14 protein-coding genes are annotated in these 16,087 nt (G+C 70.8%); 6 read left to right on the top strand and 8 right to left on the bottom strand.

The genetic code is table 11. The features are described 5' to 3' along the window. Positions 1-10: 10 nt before the first annotated feature. The 7 genes from KV381_RS09880 to KV381_RS09850 all read right to left on the bottom strand — a co-directional run bounded on the left by KV381_RS09880 (position 11) and on the right by KV381_RS09850 (position 7,843). Positions 11-1,273 (bottom strand): acyltransferase, encoded by a 1,263-nt coding sequence (locus tag KV381_RS09880; RefSeq protein WP_218785070.1) that lies wholly within the window; start codon positions 1,271-1,273, stop codon positions 11-13. Further along, the gene (locus tag KV381_RS09875) at positions 1,270-2,331 is read right to left on the bottom strand and encodes an alpha/beta hydrolase (RefSeq protein WP_103538342.1); all 1,062 of its coding nucleotides are present in this window, start codon (positions 2,329-2,331) and stop codon (positions 1,270-1,272) included. Before KV381_RS09875 ends, KV381_RS09880 begins: the two co-directional genes overlap by 4 nt. A gap of 193 nt (positions 2,332-2,524) precedes the next feature. Further along, entirely contained in the window at positions 2,525-3,214 is a 690-nt protein-coding gene (locus KV381_RS09870) for a response regulator transcription factor (protein ID WP_030622245.1), read from the bottom strand. Further along, positions 3,211-4,581 carry a sensor histidine kinase gene (locus tag KV381_RS09865; RefSeq protein ID WP_218785069.1) on the bottom strand — a complete coding sequence of 457 codons (1,371 nt, stop codon included), beginning with the start codon at positions 4,579-4,581 and terminating at the stop codon, positions 3,211-3,213. Before KV381_RS09865 ends, KV381_RS09870 begins: the two co-directional genes overlap by 4 nt. A gap of 174 nt (positions 4,582-4,755) precedes the next feature. After that, the gene (locus KV381_RS09860; protein ID WP_103538345.1) at positions 4,756-5,721 is read right to left on the bottom strand and encodes a DUF4429 domain-containing protein; all 966 of its coding nucleotides are present in this window, start codon (positions 5,719-5,721) and stop codon (positions 4,756-4,758) included. 86 nt (positions 5,722-5,807) lie between these two features. Continuing rightward, positions 5,808-7,016 (bottom strand): alpha/beta hydrolase, encoded by a 1,209-nt coding sequence (locus KV381_RS09855; RefSeq protein ID WP_030622252.1) that lies wholly within the window; start codon positions 7,014-7,016, stop codon positions 5,808-5,810. Between the two features lie 176 nt (positions 7,017-7,192). Beyond that, entirely contained in the window at positions 7,193-7,843 is a 651-nt protein-coding gene (locus KV381_RS09850) for a TetR family transcriptional regulator (protein WP_098026447.1), read from the bottom strand. A gap of 250 nt (positions 7,844-8,093) precedes the next feature. Here KV381_RS09850 and KV381_RS09845 point away from each other — a divergent pair, with 250 nt between their 5' ends. Both KV381_RS09845 and KV381_RS09840 read left to right on the top strand, forming a co-directional pair. Next, positions 8,094-9,590, top strand: coding sequence for an MFS transporter (locus KV381_RS09845; protein ID WP_373307673.1), 1,497 nt, complete (start codon positions 8,094-8,096; stop codon positions 9,588-9,590). A 256-nt stretch (positions 9,591-9,846) separates the two neighbouring features. Beyond that, positions 9,847-10,254, top strand: coding sequence for a peptidase inhibitor family I36 protein (locus tag KV381_RS09840; protein WP_030078198.1), 408 nt, complete (start codon positions 9,847-9,849; stop codon positions 10,252-10,254). 67 nt (positions 10,255-10,321) lie between these two features. Here KV381_RS09840 and aceE read toward each other — a convergent pair whose 3' ends face one another. Beyond that, entirely contained in the window at positions 10,322-13,054 is a 2,733-nt protein-coding gene (aceE, locus tag KV381_RS09835) for a pyruvate dehydrogenase (acetyl-transferring), homodimeric type (RefSeq protein ID WP_030078200.1), read from the bottom strand. Between the two features lie 506 nt (positions 13,055-13,560). On the opposite strand from aceE, the gene KV381_RS09830 reads away from it, so the two are divergent. The 4 genes from KV381_RS09830 (at position 13,561) to KV381_RS09815 (ending at position 16,017) form a co-directional block, all read left to right on the top strand. Beyond that, positions 13,561-13,998, top strand: coding sequence for a DUF3052 domain-containing protein (locus tag KV381_RS09830; protein WP_030078202.1), 438 nt, complete (start codon positions 13,561-13,563; stop codon positions 13,996-13,998). Between the two features lie 150 nt (positions 13,999-14,148). Next, positions 14,149-14,607, top strand: a complete 459-nt coding sequence (locus KV381_RS09825) for a peroxiredoxin (RefSeq protein ID WP_003969401.1) — start codon at positions 14,149-14,151, stop codon at positions 14,605-14,607. A gap of 138 nt (positions 14,608-14,745) precedes the next feature. Continuing rightward, positions 14,746-15,321, top strand: coding sequence for a TerD family protein (locus KV381_RS09820; RefSeq protein ID WP_030622260.1), 576 nt, complete (start codon positions 14,746-14,748; stop codon positions 15,319-15,321). A 120-nt stretch (positions 15,322-15,441) separates the two neighbouring features. Next, a complete protein-coding gene (locus tag KV381_RS09815; protein WP_030622261.1) occupies positions 15,442-16,017 on the top strand; it encodes a TerD family protein in 576 nt (191 codons plus the stop codon). Positions 16,018-16,087 lie beyond the last annotated feature (70 nt).

Genomic DNA, 16,087 nt, shown 5'->3' with positions numbered 1-16,087 from the left:
CCTCGGCCCCTCACGCCAGCCCCAGCGCGAACACCGCGAACCCCGCCGCGAGCAGCCCCGCCAGCGCGCGGCGGGCGTTCGCGGCGCGGGTGCCCGCCTGCCACGGGGCCTCGAAGCGGCGCGCGTACCGGGCGATCAGCACCAGCAGCCCGGCGAACACCGGCAGCCAGGCGAACCGGGCCAGCAGCCAGCCCACCGTGTCCGGCGCGGTCGTCAGCCCGGCCACCGTCGTGCCCGCCGCGCCCGCGAGCGAGGCCGGTACGGCGGCGGCCAGCATCGCCGTCTGGTGCCAGCAGAGGATCGTCATCGCCGACAGGTTGACCACCACGACCGGCGCCCACAGCAGCGGCTTGCTCAGCAGCCGCCCGAGCCGGTCGCGCAGCAGGATCGCCGCCCCGCTCTGCGCCGCAGCCAGCGCCACCACCAGCAGCGACGGCGGATGCGAGTTCGTCCGGGCCTCGCCCGGCACGCCGACCATCGACGCCGGGTAGTGGAAGGCGAGCAGCAGCACGGCGAACAGCACCCCGCCGCCGATCAGCAGCAGCCGCGCCCCGCGCCGGCCGATCCGCCCCTCGCCCCAGGAAACGCCCAGCTGATAGGCGAAGAGCCAGCCGGGCAGGATGTTGAGCGCGCTCAGCCAGGACGGCATCGCCTCCGCGAAGGGGCCGTAACGCAGGAAGTCCACCACCGCGACGGAGACCAGCAGCGGCAGCGCCGCCCAGCCGCCGAGCCGTCGTGCCAGCCGTACGCAGACCGGGGTGAGGGCCGTGACCACGGTGTACACCCCGACGAACCAGAGCGGCTGGATCACCAGCGTCGACGCCGTACGCAAGGTGTCGCCGGGCACGCCCAGCGCGGACAGCGCCGAGAGCAGCACCGCCCACACGGCGGTCACCCCGAGCACCGGCCGGCCGAGGCGGGTCAGCCGGCCGCCCAGCCAGGCGGCCGTCGTCGAGGTCCGGCGGCGGTAGGAGAGCACCGAGGCGTACCCGCCGACCAGGAAGAAGATGCCCAGCATCTGGAGCACCCAGCTGACCGGCGCGAACCCGCCGAAGGCCGAGAGCGGGCTCGCGTTGTGCAGTCCGTCGGCGTCCAGCCGGAACCCGCCGAGCATCCAGTGGCCGAGCGGCACGGCGAGCAGCGCCAGGGCCCGCAGGCCGTCGATCGCGCGGTCGCGGTGGGCGGGGGTGGAGGAGTCGATACGGGCGGCGAGCCGCCGGACGTCGCCGCGTACGGCGTTCTTCCGCAGTGGTGTCTTCGGTACGGCGTTCATCGGGTCGCACCTTCCGGAGTGGTCGTGCCCCGCGCGATGGCGGCGAAGGCCCGGAGCGAGTCCGTCCCGGGCGCGAAGTAGCCGGCGTGGCCCCGGGCCTCGTCCGCCGGTACGCGGCGGGCGCCGAACGCCGGGTCGGTCGGGTCCGTGCCGTGGCCGAGACCGGCGAAGCGCACGTTCGGCACGTTGTCGATCCAGTCGGTCGGGTCCTTCGCCGCCCACACCCGGGCCTTCGTCCGCAGCCCCGCGGCATCGTCCGCCCGCATGCCGGGGGAGCCGAGGACCACCAGGTCGGTGGCGGGCAGGCGGTGGGCGGCGATCCCGCAGACGACGGAGCCGTAGCTGTGGCAGAACATCGCCGGCTCGGGCAGCCCGTCCGCCGTCAGGCCCTCCGCGAAGCGGGTCAGCCGCCCGGCGCCCGCCTCCGCGAGCCGCCCGGTCGCCGCGTCCATGCCGACGCCGACGGGGGTGGTGTACCCGGCCCAGGCGATGACGGCGGTCTCCGGACCCGCCTCCACCTGCAGGGTCCGGGCCATTCCGGCCGGGGCCCCGTGGGCGGCGACCTTCCGGTCGAAGGTCCCGGCGTCGTTGTCGGACCCCGGCACCACCACCGAGACCCGCTTTGCCGCGCGCAGATCCCCGAACACCTCGGCGACCAGGCCGCGTCCGCGCGGGTCGAAGGCGAGGATCTGGCGTCCGGGCGCGGCCAGCGAACGGTAGCGGGGGTCGTCGGAGGCGGTCAGCGCGAGGGAGTTGGCGCGGTAACGCACCTCCAGCGGCGCGCCGTCCAGGTTCCCGACGACCGACGGGTGCCGCAGCACCAGCAGTTGCCGCTCCTTGGCGCTCAACCCGGCGAAGAACGACGCGACTTCGGCGGCCGTCGAGCGCTCCGGATCGGGCAGCTCCGCCCCCAGCGCCCGGTCCGCCCGCCACTGCGCGGTGCCCGGCGGCGGCCCGGTCAGCGCCTGCTGCGCATCCCCCGAAACCCAGCCCGCCGTTCCCGCCACCACGCTGGTGGCCAGTGCGAACGCGACCACGGTCCTCGCGTATCGACGCATCGTGCCCTCCCTCTCCGGATCCGCACCGAGCGGTGCGACCGGGAGGAAGGTAGGAAGCGGACGGGGGACGCGACGTCACACCGGGGAGCCAACTGCGGGGTGATACCGGGGTAGGGGGTGGACGAGAACCGGGACGTGCCGCCGGGCGCTCTCGTCGGGACGTACCACTTCGCCCCGGCGTCGGGACGTACCGCTACGCCCCCGCGTCCCCCGGAGTCACCAGCCCCGACTCGTACGCGAAGATCACCGCCTGCGCCCGGTCCCGCAGGTCCAGCTTGGCCAGCACCCGCCCGATGTGCGTCTTGACGGTCTGCTCGGCCAGCACCAGCCGCCCCGCGATCTCCTGGTTCGACAGCCCCCGCGCGATCAGCTCCAGCACCTCGCTCTCGCGCGGGGTGAGGCCGTTGAGCCGGAGCGCCTGGCCGCCGCGCGTCGCCCCGGCGGGCCGCTGCGCCGCGAAGTCCGCGATCAGCCGCCGGGTCACCGAGGGCGCGAGCAGCGCGTCACCGGCCGCCACCACCCGTACCGCCGCGATCAGATCGGCGGGCGGGGCGTCCTTCAGCAGGAACCCGGACGCCCCGGCGCGCAGCGCCTCGTACACGTAGTCGTCCACGTCGAACGTCGTCAGCATCAGCACCTTCGGCCGGTGCACCACGCCCACCGGCGGGTTCAACAGCTCGCGGGCGGCGGCCAGTCCGTCCATCTCCGGCATCCGGACGTCCATCAGGACCACGTCGGGATGCTGGTTGCGGCTGACGTCCACGCCCTGGCGGCCGTCCGCCGCCTCGCCCACCACGTCGATGTCGCTCTGCGCCGACAGCAGCGCCGCGAACCCGGCCCGCACCATGGCCTGGTCGTCGACGATGATCACGCGGATGGTCACAGATCCTCCGGAAGGGGTGGGACGGCAGAGGGCCGGGCGGACGGCGCGGTGGCCGGAGGCAGCGGCATCCGGGCGGCCACCCGGAACCCGCCGTCGGGCAGCGGCCCGGTGTCCAGCGTGCCGCCGGTCAACCGTACGCGCTCCCGCATGCCCACCAGCCCGTGCCCGGTGCCGGTGCTCTCCAGCGGCTCGGCGGGCTTCGGCGCGGGCCCGTTGACCACCAGCACGTTGAGATGGCCCGCGGACGCCCGGACCGAGACCTGGGTGCGCGCGCCGGGTGCGTGGCGCACCACATTGGCCAGCGCCTCCTGCACGATCCGGTACGCCGACAGATCCACCGCCGACGGCACCTCGCCCAGATCCGCGGCGAGCGACAGCTCCACCGGAAGCCCGGCCCGTACCGTCGCCTCCACCAGCTGCTGGAGCCGGTCCAGGCCCGGCTGCGGCGTCAGATCGCCCTCGGTTCCGTCGCTGCGCAGCACCGACAGCAGCCGCCGCATCTCGCCCAGCGACTCCCGCGCGGCCGCCGCGATGGCCGCGAACTCCTCCTGCGCGGGCTCCGGCAGACCCGGGATCCGGTAGGGCGCGGAGTCCGCCTGCACGGTGATCACCGACATGTGGTGCGCGACCACGTCGTGCAGCTCCCGGGCGATCCGGGTCCGCTCCTCCAGCAGCGTGCGCTGCGCCCGTTCCGCCTCGCTGATCGTCTCCTGCTCGGCCAGCCGCCGGGTCGCCTCGCCCCGTTCCCGTACCGCCCCGCCGATCACCAGGACCACCGCGCCGAGGATCGGCAGCAGCAGGGCGCTGCCGGTGCTGCGGTCGGCCGGCGCGATCAGATGCAGCACCAGCCCGGCCAGACACGTCGCCACCCATACGGAGACCGCGGTCCGCCGTGTCTCGCGCAGCCCGATGGCCAGCAGCAGGAAGAGGTAGGCGACCAGCACCGGCGGGATCCACGGCCAGACGTCGTGCTGCTCGGAGGGGTGCGCCAGCAGCACCAGCGCGCCCACGATGTCGGCCGGGAAGATGATCCACCAGGCCTGGAGCGGCCGGTGGGCCAGCATCAGCAGCGGAGCCGCCCCGGCCACCCCGAGCGCCCCGGCCAGCGCGCCCGGCACGTCGTACTGCGAGGTCAGGACGGTGATGGTGACCGGGATGAAGGTCGCGGCCAGGGCGAGCACCACGACGTACGGCAGCAGCCGCTGCCACAGCTTCGGGGCTTCGGCCAGCAGCGGCGTGGACGGATGGGAGGCGTGGGACAGCCCGTGGGCGAGCTCGCGCAGATTGCGGCGGGCGGCGCTCAGCAGGCCGTCGGCGGGCGGCGGGGGCCCGGCGGGGGAGGAGGATGAGGATGTGGATGTGGACATAGCCCGGTCAGCGTAGGCAGACCGGGGGCCCGGGGGAGTCATACCGGGGTTCCGACCTGCGGCCGGTCCGCCTCATACTCCGGTACGGGGTCACGGCTCGGCGGGCGTACGGCTGACGAGGTCGCGGCCCGCCGACCGTACGGCTGACGGGTCGCGGCCCGGTGACCGTGCGGGTCACAGCTCCGCGAGCAACTGGGCCTTCTTCGCGGTGTACTCGGCGTCCGTCACCAGGCCGGCCTGATGCAGTTCGCCGAGGTGATGTATCCGCTCGGCGATGTCCGCCGGGTCGCGCCGCCCGGCGTTCACCAGGGCCGGGGCGGAGGCGGCGGGTGCGGGCTGGGTCCTGCGTACGGACTCCAGGACGGCGGCGGCGAAGGGCAGCGACTCGTGCACCGGCCCGTAGCCCAGGCCGAACAGCACGGCGGCCGGATCCTGGTCCGGGCCGACGGACGGGGCCCCGGCGGGCACCCCGTCCGGCGCACCGCCGTCCACGTCCGCGGAGCCGCCGGGACCGTGCAGATCGCCCAGGCTGCCGCCGGTGCGGTGGTCGACCGGGGCGGCCGCGCGGGGCAGCAGCCGCAGATAGCCGTCGAGCGCCTCGGGCGAGCGCCATACGATTCCGGCCAACTCGCTCACGCGGAAGGTCTGGTCGCCGGCCTTCCACTTGGCGCTGGAGGCCCCGGTCCAGGACCACCGGAAGGAGATCCGCTCGCCGTCGAAGCCGGCCCGGCCGTCGTACGCCTTGAAGTTCATCGGGGCCTCGGGGGCCGCCACCAGGAAGCGGTCGGCGGGCTCGTCGGACGCCGGGTCCAGCAGGGCCCGCAGCTCGTCGGCGTAGTACTCGGCGAGCACCTCCCGCTCCGCCGGAAGCACCAGGCGATAGGGGTCGCACCCCTCCTTGAGCTGCCCGGCGGCAGCCTCCACCAGAGGATCGGCACCCGGTCGCGGCACGGCACGCAGGACCACCGTGCTCCGCTTGCCCGGGGTCAGCGTCACCGACGACAGCGCCGCATACGGGATGCGGCGTTCCCGCAGGCTCTGGAAGAGCTTCGGTGTGCGGATGCCCCGTTCGAAGCGGATGAGCACGGAGTCGGTGTCGAACTCCCAGGTGGCATGAATTCCGGCCAGCACATCACCCATGTGCCTCATCGTATGCGGCACAGTCGCCCGCGTCCCCCCTCGGAGTAAGTCCCAATTAATCCGCCCGACACGCTCCTCTACGCGCGTCAGCCGTCCCGCGCACCGGAAATACCGCTGTGGCATGCGCTGTCGGCACGCGCGCAGCTGACCGAGCCGTACGCTCCGACACCGATCGCGGCGAAGTTGTCCAGGCTCTCGGTGCCCGGTTCGAAGTAGCCGCTGTGCCCGGCGGCCCCCGCCGCCGAGACGATCCGCGCGCCGAACTCCGGGTCGACCGGATCAGCCCCGTGACCGATCCCGCCGAATTCGAGATGCGGTACGTCCCCGATCCAGTCGCCACCGTCCCGGGTCGCCCAGATCCGGGCGTCGGTCTCCAGCTGCCCGGCGTTGGCGGCCCGCATGCCCGGACTGCCCGCGACCGCGATGTCGGCCACCCGGTCGGGGGCCGAGTGCGCGGCCACCCCGCAGACCACCGAGCCGTAGCTGTGGCAGAACAGCGAGACCTTCGAGACGCCGGGCAGCGCACCGATCATCGCGTTCAGCCGGATCGCGCCGTTCGCCGCCAGACCGCCCAGCGCCGCGTCCATGCCGAGACCGGCCGGGGCGGTGTAGTCGGCCCAGGCGATGACGGCCGTACGGGTGCCCGGGGAGGCCGAGCGCTCCGCGCCGTACAGCGACTTGGCCATGCCGACGGGGGCCGCGTACTGGCGCCGGCTGCGTTCCAGGGTCAGCAGATGGGTGTCGACGCCGGGGACGACGACGGAGACCCGGGCGGCCCGGTCGAGGTTGCCGAACACCTCGGCCGCCCGGCCCTTCCCGGACGGATCGAAGGCCAGGATCTGGCGTCCGCCCTTGAGCAGCGACCGGAACCGGTCGAGCCGGGCCCGCGCCTCGTCGCGCCCGTCCGGCGAGAGCTTCTCGTCATGTGCCCGCACCTGCTCCACGGCCACGGCCTGTCTGAGGGCGACCCGGTTGGCCCGGTAGCGCAGCGTGACCGGTGCGCCGTTCAGATTTCCCACCACCGACGGGTACTTGCCCGCCAGCGCCGTCCGCTGTCCCGTGGTGAGGGTGGCGAAGAAGTGGGCCAGCCGATAGGCGGGGGCGTCGGCCTCCGGCAGCGAACGGCCCGCTATCCGGTCCCGTGCCCAGGCGGCGAGCGCGAGCTCGCGAGGCCCGTCGGGGTGCTGATCGCGGACGGCGCTCCAGCCCGTCGTCGCCAGCATCACGAACACGACCGCGACGGCGAGCAGCGCGCGCCATGCGGTCAACGTGGGAGAGGTGTCGAAAGAAGTCACTGCGCCACACCCTAGGAGACGCGCGTCGGCCACCGTGATTCGGGTGACGTACATCACCCGTCCGCAAAGGATTCACTCCGGATTTCTCACGGAGGGTCACCGTGGTTCCGGAGGTGCGCCCTTGTCGACGCGAGCCCGGCGTTTCGTGACCCGATGTCTGTTTCGTTCTCCGACGTCTACGGACGCCAGTCCCGGGCGAGGGCCGGGGCGAGCTGGTCGAGGTACTCCTCGGTCAGATCGCGCAGCGCCTCCACGCTCGGGTCGCGCCCCTGGCCCCACAGCTGGCCGGTCACCCGCATCACCCCGGAGAACGCGGCGACGGCCACCCGCGGCCGGGGGTCCCGGTCCACGTCCAGCCCCTCGCGCTCCGCGATCAGCAGGGCGATGTGGTTCTCCAGGGCGATACCGCGCCGCATATGGGCGGCGAGCAGGGTCGGGGTCGACTCGATCATCTGGTAGGTCCGCATATGGAGGTCGACCGTGATGACCTCCTCGATCGCCTCGCCGATGCTGTTCCACGCGCACAGCACCGCCCGGCGCATGGCCTCGAAGGGCGCCTCGTCCGCGGGGCGCCGGCGCAGCTCCTCGATGAAACGGGACTCGACCATCTCCTGCACCGCGAAGGTGGTGTCCTCCTTGCTCGCGAAGTAGCGGAAGAAGGTGCGCTGGGAGACCTCCACGGCGTCGACGATCTCGTCGACGGTGGTGCGTTCGTACCCCTGGGTGGTGAACAGTTCGAGGGCGGCGCGCAACAAGGCGTCGCGGGTGCGCTGTTTCTTGCGTTCACGCAGTCCGGCGCGGGGCTCGACTGTCTGCCCGTCGGTCACGTACCGGTCCCTCTTTTCCCGTGTTTGTCCAGCTCAGCATACCTGTGCGCTACGTGTGAGCTACGTGACAGTTACTGACTTGTGAATTGGTTTGTCAACTGTCAGCGGCTGTCACTAGTCTCCCCGTATGACTAGTCAGACCACCGTCGAGAAGGCGCCGCGGGAGCCCGAAGACAACGCAGTACCCGCCCCGGTCAAGGGGCTTCGCGGCCACCCCTGGCTGACCCTCTTCGCCGTCGCCATCGGCGTGATGATGGTCGCCCTCGACGGCACCATCGTCGCCATCGCGAACCCCGCGATCCAGAAGGACCTCGGCGCCTCGCTCGCCGACGTCCAGTGGATCACCAACGGCTATCTGCTCGCCCTCGCCGTCGCCCTGATCACCGCGGGCAAGCTGGGCGACCGCTTCGGCCACCGTCAGACCTTCCTCATCGGCATCGCGGGCTTCGCCCTCGCCTCCGGTGCGATCGGTCTCTCCAGCGAGATCTCGCTGGTCATCCTCTTCCGCGTGCTCCAGGGCCTCTTCGGCGCCCTGCTGATGCCGGCCGCGCTCGGCCTGCTGCGCGCCACCTTCCCCGCCGAGAAGCTGAACATGGCGATCGGCATCTGGGGCATGGTCATCGGAGCGTCCACCGCGGGCGGTCCGATCGTCGGCGGTCTGCTCGTCGAGCACGTCAGCTGGCAGTCGGTCTTCTTCATCAACGTGCCCGTCGGCATCGCCGCGCTCGCCTTCGGCCTGGTGATCCTCAAGGACCACCGCGCCGCCAACGCGCCGCGCTCCTTCGACCTCCTGGGCATCGCGCTGCTCTCGGGCGCGATGTTCGCCCTCATCTGGGGCATCATCAAGGCCGGTGAGTCCTGGGGCTGGGGCGACGGCCGGACCTGGGCGTGGCTGGGCCTCGCGATCCTGCTCTTCCTGGCCTTCGGCCTCTGGGAGACCCGGGTCAAGGAGCCGCTCGTTCCGCTGGGGATGTTCCGCTCCGTGCCGTTGACGGCCGGTGTCGTCCTCATGATGCTGATGGCCTTCGCCTTCATGGGCGGCCTCTTCTTCGTGACCTTCTTCCTCCAGGGCGTCCACGGCCTCAGCCCGGTCGACAGCGGTCTGCATCTGCTGCCGCTCACCGCGATGATGATCGTCTCCTCGCCGGTCGCCGGTCTGCTGATCACCAAGTTCGGCCCGCGCGTCCCGCTGGTCGGCGGCATGGTCTGCACGGCCACCGCGATGTTCGGCATGACCACGCTCACCGAGTCCACCGGCACCTTCGCCATGTCCCTCTGGTTCGCCCTGCTCGGCTGCGGGCTCGCCCCGGTCATGGTCGGCGCCACCGAGGTCATCGTCGGCAACGCGCCCATGGAGCTCTCCGGCGTGGCCGGCGGTCTCCAGCAGGCCGCCATGCAGGTCGGCGGCGCGCTCGGCACCGCCGTCCTCGGCGCGGTCATGTCCTCCAAGGTCAGCTCGGAGTTCGCGGAGAACTGGGCGGGCGCGGGCCTGCCCGGCGAACCCGACCCGAATCTGGAGCAGGCCGCCGAGTTCGGCATGGTCCCGACCGAGGCGCTCGCCAAGGCTCCCGGCATGACGCCGGACATCGTGGACCGCATCGGCGGGGTCATCCACGACACCTTCATGTCCGGCATGGGCCTGGCCTTCACGGTCGCCGGCGTCGTCGCGGTGATCGCCGCCTTCGTCGCCACGCTCACCAAGCGCGGCGCGAACGCCGAGGCCGGTGCCGGAGTCGGCCACATCTGACGCGCCCCGCACGACGAGGCAGATCGTCAACACAGTGCAGGTCACAGCCCCGCCGAATCCTTTCGGCGGGGCTGTCGCCTATCAGGGTGGCAACCCCCCGGCCCGCCTTCCGTACACCGCGCATGGTGACGCAGAGTGATCGGCGAACACATCGCCGACCGACCACGGGGGTTGATCCACCATGCGTACGACCACGACACCTACGACGAACACGACACCTACGACGGCCACGACACGTACGACGGCCACGACACGCATGACGGTCACGCGCACGACCGTTCTCGCGGCCGCACTGGCCGTCACCGCACTCGTTCCCCAGGCCCTGGCCCACGACCGGGCCGCGGCGGCTCCGGAGCGCTCCCCGGGGTCCTCGGGCGTCAGCCTCGGGTCCTGCGAGGCGGGCCGGCTCTGCCTCTGGAAGAAGCCCGACTTCACCGGCGCCCGCCACACCTTCGAGCTCTCCGACACCGACATCGAGAGCTGCGTCCCGCTGCCCAAGGGCGGCGACGCCCAGTCCCTCGCCAACCGCACCGGGCGGCCCGTCACCACCTACCAGTCCGCCGAGTGCGCGGAGACCGGCGAGTTCGAGACGTACCCCGGCGGCGGCACCTGGACGCCCCGCTCCCCGTACCAGGTACGCGCCTTCAAGATCTGGGAGAACTGAGCCCGGACACGCCGGAGGGGCGGCGACGCTTCCGCGCCACCGCCCCTCCGGGCCGAAACTTCCCTGCCTACGCGTCGCCGCCCGCCGCGCCCGGATCGGCCGCGGCCACGTCCAGGAGCTCGTAGCGGTCGACCGCCGTCTTCAGGGCCGACCGGTCGATCCTGCCCTCCTTGGCCAGCTCGGTGAGGACCGCCAGCACGATCGACTGCGCGTCGATGTGGAAGAACCGGCGGGCCGCACCCCGGGTGTCCGCGAAGCCGAAGCCGTCCGCGCCCAGCGACTGGTACGCACCCGGCACCCAGCGCGCGATCTGGTCCGGCACCGAACGCATCCAGTCCGAGACCGCCACGAACGGGCCCTGCGCCCCGTCGAGCTTCTTGGTCACGTACGGGACGCGCTGCTCCTCCTCCGGGTGCAGGAGGTTGTAGCGCTCCACGTCCACCGCCTCGCGGCGCAGCTCGTTCCAGGAGGTCGCCGACCAGACGTCCGCCTTGACGTTCCACTCGTCCGCGAGGATCTTCTGCGCCTCCAGGGCCCAGGGGACCGCCACGCCGGACGCCATGATCTGGGCCGGGATCTCGCCCTTCTCGCCCGCGCTGAAGCGGTGGATGCCCTTGAGGATGCCCTCGACGTCCACGTTCTCGGGCTCGGCCGGGTGCTGGATCGGCTCGTTGTAGACGGTGAGGTAGTAGAAGACGTCCTCGTTCGCCTCGCCGTACATCCGGCGCAGCCCGTCCTTCATGATGTGCGCGATCTCGAACCCGTACGCCGGGTCGTACGCGACACAGCCCGGGTTCGTCGAGGCCAGCAGCTGCGAGTGGCCGTCCGCGTGCTGGAGCCCTTCACCGGTCAGCGTGGTCCGGCCGGCGGTGGCGCCCAGCACGAAGCCGCGCGCGAGCTGGTCGGCCATCTGCCAGAACTGGTCGCCGGTGCGCTGGAACCCGAACATCGAGTAGAAGACGTACACCGGGATCAGCGGCTCGCCGTGCGTGGCGTACGCCGAACCGGCCGCGATCAGCGAGGCCGTACAGCCCGCCTCGGAGATGCCGTCGTGCAGCATCTGCCCGGTCGGCGACTCCTTGTACGCGAGCAGCAGATCGCGGTCGACCGCCTCGTACTGCTGCCCCAGCGGGTTGTAGATCTTCGCACTCGGGAAGAACGCGTCCATACCGAAGGTGCGGTACTCATCGGGCGCGATCAGCACGAACCGCTTGCCGATCTCCTTGTCCCGCATGAGGTCCTTCAGGATGCGGACGAACGCCATGGTGGTGGCGATCGACTGCGAACCCGAACCCTTCTTCGCAGCCGCGTACGTCTTGTCCTCGGGCTGCGGCAGAGGCTTCGCACGCACCACCCGGGTCGGGACGTAACCGCCCAGACCCTGGCGGCGGTCGTGCATGTACTGGATCTCCTCCGAGTCGCGGCCCGGGTGGTAGTAGGGCGGGTAGCCCTCGTCCAGCTGCTTGTCCGTGATCGGGATGTGCAGACGGTCCCGGAAGCGCTTGAGGTCCTCGACCGTGAGCTTCTTCATCTGGTGGGTCGCGTTGCGGCCCTCGAAGTTCGGCCCCAGCGTCCAGCCCTTGACCGTCTGCGCCAGGATCACCGTCGGCTGGCCCTTGTGCGCCTTGGCCGCCGCATAGGCCGCGTAGACCTTGCGGTGGTCGTGACCGCCGCGGCCCAGGTGCAGGATCTGCTGGTCGGTCATGTCCTTGACCATGTCCCGCAGCCGCGGGTCGTCGCCGAAGAAGTGCTCGCGGATGTACGCGCCGGTCTCCGTGGCGTACGTCTGGAACTGGCCGTCCGGCGTGGTGTTCAGCTTGTTGACCAGGATGCCCGTGCGGTCCTGCGCCAGCAGCGGGTCCCAGGAGCGGTCCCAGACCAGCTTGATGACGTTCCAGCCGGCGCCCCGGAACTGCGACTCCAGCTCCTGGATGATCTTGCCGTTGCCACGCACCGGGCCGTCGAGCCGCTGCAGGTTGCAGTTGACCACGAAGGTCAGGTTGTCCAGGCCCTCACGCGCCGCGATGGACAGCTGGCCCAGCGACTCCGGCTCGTCCATCTCGCCGTCGCCCAGATAGGCCCAGACGTGCGACTTGGAGGTGTCGGCGATGCCGCGCGCCTCCATGTAGCGGTTCATCCGTGCCTGGTAGATCGCGCCGAGCGGACCGAGGCCCATCGAGACGGTCGGGAACTCCCAGAAGTCCGGCATCAGCCGCGGGTGCGGATAGCTGGACAGGCCGTTCGGCGCCTTCGACTTCTCCTGGCGGAACGCGTCCAGCTGCGCCTCGCTCAGCCGGTCCAGCAGGAACGCGCGGGCGTAGATCCCCGGGGACGCGTGCCCCTGGAAGAAGATCTGGTCACCGCCGTCGCCCTGGTCCTTGCCCCGGAAGAAGTGGTTGAAGCCCACGTCGTACAGCGAGGCGGAGGACGCGAACGTGGCGATGTGGCCGCCGACGCCGATCCCGGGGCGCTGCGCCCGCGAGACCATCACGGCGGCGTTCCAGCGGGTCGCGTTGAGGACCTTGCGCTCGATCTCCTCGTCGCCGGGGAAGAACGGCTCGTCCTTCGTGGCGATCGTGTTCACGTAGTCCGTGCTGCGCATCTCCGGCACGGCGACGCGCTTCTCCCGCGCGCGCTCGATGAGCCGGAGCATCAGATAGCGGGCCCGCTCACGGCCGCGCTCGTCGACGGCGGCGTCGAGGGAGTCGAGCCATTCCCGGGTCTCTTCAGGATCGAAATCCGGGACCTGGCTCGGAAGGCCGCCAATGATGATCGGGTTGCGATCGGATCCGGAAGCCACACTGTTCCTTCGCTGTTCGGTGGTGCTCTACGGGGCCTGTTCACGGGGAACGGGCCCCCGTACGACTCTGCCAACTCTGTGTGCGCCGTCTCCATCGTGCTACCGCGAGGCCCCGAACGTCATCTCTACCGTGGGGTAACCCCGAGGTTCCGAAAACTCGTCGGAGGGGCACGAGTGTGGGCAGTGCGCGGCTGGGTACGGGCAAACCGCAACCTTACGCCCAAGGCGTCCAAGCGTTCCCAAAGGCTGTTCGACTCCGATTGGCGGATCGAAACCGCATAAGCTGAGGAAGGACGTAAACGGATGGAGCGACGCGGGGGAGACCCCGGGAAGCCGCCGGAGAGACTTGCCGGAACTTGCGGCGACGTGGCAGGGAACGTCACCGTATAGGCGGTCTCGCACGCTGGGTACTTGCGCGATTCGCCGAGCCCGTGTGGACTACGGCCAACGCCCCGCGCACGCGCGTGGCTGCAGCATTTTCCGAAGACATGATCAGGAGGCAACCCGTGAGCGCGACCGCGGACCACGCGGAGGAGCGGACCAACCCGGCAGCACGCCTGGGGTTCGAGCCCGGACAAGTGGTCCAGGAGATCGGCTACGACGACGACGTCGAGCTGGAGCTCCGTGAGGGCATTGAGGCCACTACCGGCCAGGAACTCGTCGACGAGGAGTACGACGACGTCGCCGACGTCGTCCTGCTCTGGTTCCGCGACGAGGACGGCGACCTTACGGACGCGCTGGTGGATGCCATTGGTCTGATCGAGGACGGCGGGATGGTCTGGCTGATGACGCCGAAGACCGGCCGTGACGGATACGTCGAACCGAGCGACATCAATGAGGCCGCCCAGACGGCCGGGCTCGCCCAGACCAAGAGCATCAGCGCGGGCAAGGACTGGACGGGCAGCCGTCTGGCCACCCCCAAGGGGGCCAAGGGCAAGCGCTGAACCACTCTCTGCACCACCCGAGGCCCTCGCGGGCGCACACCGTGCCCGTGAGGGCCTTCGTACGCCCGCGACCGGCCTGCGTAGGGTGGGTGTCACCCGGACGGACCCGGCCCGGGAAGCGGAGAAGCGGCGATAAGGATGCGTGTTTCCATGACGATCGAGGTCGGCAGTCAGGCCCCGGACTTCCAGCTCAAGGACAACCACGGCCGGACCGTGCGGCTGTCGGAGTTCCGCGGCGAGAAGAACGTGGTGCTGGTGTTCTACCCGTTCGCCTTCACCGGCGTCTGCACCGGCGAGCTGTGCGCGCTCCGCGACGAGCTGCCCCGCTTCGAGAACGAGGGCACCCAGCTCCTCGCCGTCTCCAACGACTCCATCCACACCCTGCGCGTCTTCGCCGAGCAGGAGGGCCTGGAGTACCCGCTGCTGTCCGACTTCTGGCCGCACGGCGAGACCTCGCGGGCTTACGGCGTCTTCGACGAGGACAAGGGCTGCGCGGTGCGCGGCACCTTCGTCATCGACAAGGCGGGTGTGGTCCGCTGGAGCGTCGTGAACGGCCTCCCGGACGCCCGGGACCTGAACGACTACGTCAAGGCGCTCGAAGCGCTCTGAGACGATCTCCTGGCGACGCCCGGTCAAAAGCCTGTTTTGGCCGGGAACCGGTCACTAGGATCCAATCGTTGATCCGATGCCAACGAACGACGGGGACGCTGGTGTCTGCCGGCCCCTGAGAAAACTACTGGAGGACTCGTGGGAGTCAGCCTCAGCAAGGGCGGCAACGTCTCGCTGACCAAGGCCGCGCCCAACCTGACCGCGGTCATCGTCGGTCTGGGCTGGGACGCCCGCACCACCACCGGGGGTGACTTCGACCTCGACGCCAGCGCGCTGCTGACGAACACCGAGGGCAAGGTCGCCACCGACGGCAATTTCGTCTTCTTCAACAACCTGAAGAGCCCCGACGGCTCCGTCGAGCACACCGGTGACAACACCACCGGTGAGGGCGAGGGCGACGACGAGGTCATCAAGGTGAACCTGGCCGGTGTGCCGGCCGACGTCGACAAGATCGTCTTCCCGGTCTCGATCTACGAGGCCGAGACCCGCCAGCAGAGCTTCGGCCAGGTCCGCAACGCGTACATCCGCGTGGTCAACCAGGCCGACAACACGGAGCTGGCCCGCTACGACCTCAGCGAGGACGCTTCGACCGAGACCGCCATGGTCTTCGGCGAGCTGTACCGCAACGGCGCCGAGTGGAAGTTCCGCGCCATCGGCCAGGGGTACGCCTCCGGCCTGCGCGGCATCGCCCAGGACTTCGGCGTCAACGTCTGAGGTTTCTGGCCCCAGGGTGTGTCCGGACCGGTTCCGGGCCGGACCCTGACCGGGCGCTGACGCCCGGCCCGGGCGTCGAAAGCGCCCGGCAGCGTTTTACACGACTCGGGGAGGACACACATGGGCGTCACGCTCGCCAAGGGAGGCAACGTCTCCCTCTCCAAGGTCGCACCCAACCTCACACAGGTGCTGGTCGGGCTCGGCTGGGACGCACGCTCCACCACGGGAGCCGCCTTCGACCTCGACGCCAGCGCACTGCTGTGCCAGTCGGGCCGGGTGCTCGGTGACGAGTGGTTCGTCTTCTACAACAACCTCACGAGCCCGGACGGCTCCGTCGAGCACACCGGCGACAACCTCACGGGGGAGGGCGAGGGCGACGACGAGTCCGTCATCGTCCGTCTCGACCAGGTTCCCGCCCACTGCGACAAGATCGTCTTTCCGGTCTCGATCCATGACGCGGACAGCCGGGGCCAGGCCTTCGGCCAGGTCAGCAATGCCTTCATTCGCGTCGTCAATCAGGCCGACGGTCAGGAACTGGCCCGTTACGACCTCAGCGAGGACGCCTCGACGGAGACCGCGATGATCTTCGGAGAGCTCTACCGGTACAACGGCGAGTGGAAATTCCGTGCAGTCGGGCAGGGGTACGCGTCGGGCCTGCGCGGCATCGCTCTAGACTTCGGCGTCAACGTTTCTTAAAGCCGCGCACGGCGCGGGGGGCCCCGACACACCGGGGGAGACCCTTTTACATAACACGATGGGGTAGCCA

Source organism: Streptomyces sp. WY228, assembly GCF_019287315.1.
GTDB classification, from domain to species: Bacteria; Actinomycetota; Actinomycetes; order Streptomycetales; family Streptomycetaceae; genus Streptomyces; species Streptomyces caviscabies.
Note: the sequence above shows the minus strand (reverse complement) of the source record. Positions and strands in the feature narration are given on the sequence as shown.

What these genes read in the sequence shown, in the direction of transcription:
- KV381_RS09845 (WP_373307673.1), top strand. Translation starts at nt 8,094, where the DNA reads ATGATGGTCGCCCTCGACGGCACCATCGTCGCCATCGCGAACCCCGCG.
- KV381_RS09825 (WP_003969401.1), top strand. Translation starts at nt 14,149, where the DNA reads ATGACGATCGAGGTCGGCAGTCAGGCCCCGGACTTCCAGCTCAAGGAC.
- KV381_RS09840 (WP_030078198.1), top strand. Translation starts at nt 9,847, where the DNA reads ATGACGGTCACGCGCACGACCGTTCTCGCGGCCGCACTGGCCGTCACC.
- KV381_RS09875 (WP_103538342.1), bottom strand. Translation starts at nt 2,331, where the DNA reads ATGCGTCGATACGCGAGGACCGTGGTCGCGTTCGCACTGGCCACCAGC.
- KV381_RS09815 (WP_030622261.1), top strand. Translation starts at nt 15,442, where the DNA reads ATGGGCGTCACGCTCGCCAAGGGAGGCAACGTCTCCCTCTCCAAGGTC.
- KV381_RS09880 (WP_218785070.1), bottom strand. Translation starts at nt 1,273, where the DNA reads ATGAACGCCGTACCGAAGACACCACTGCGGAAGAACGCCGTACGCGGC.
- KV381_RS09865 (WP_218785069.1), bottom strand. Translation starts at nt 4,581, where the DNA reads ATGTCCACATCCACATCCTCATCCTCCTCCCCCGCCGGGCCCCCGCCG.
- KV381_RS09860 (WP_103538345.1), bottom strand. Translation starts at nt 5,721, where the DNA reads ATGGGTGATGTGCTGGCCGGAATTCATGCCACCTGGGAGTTCGACACC.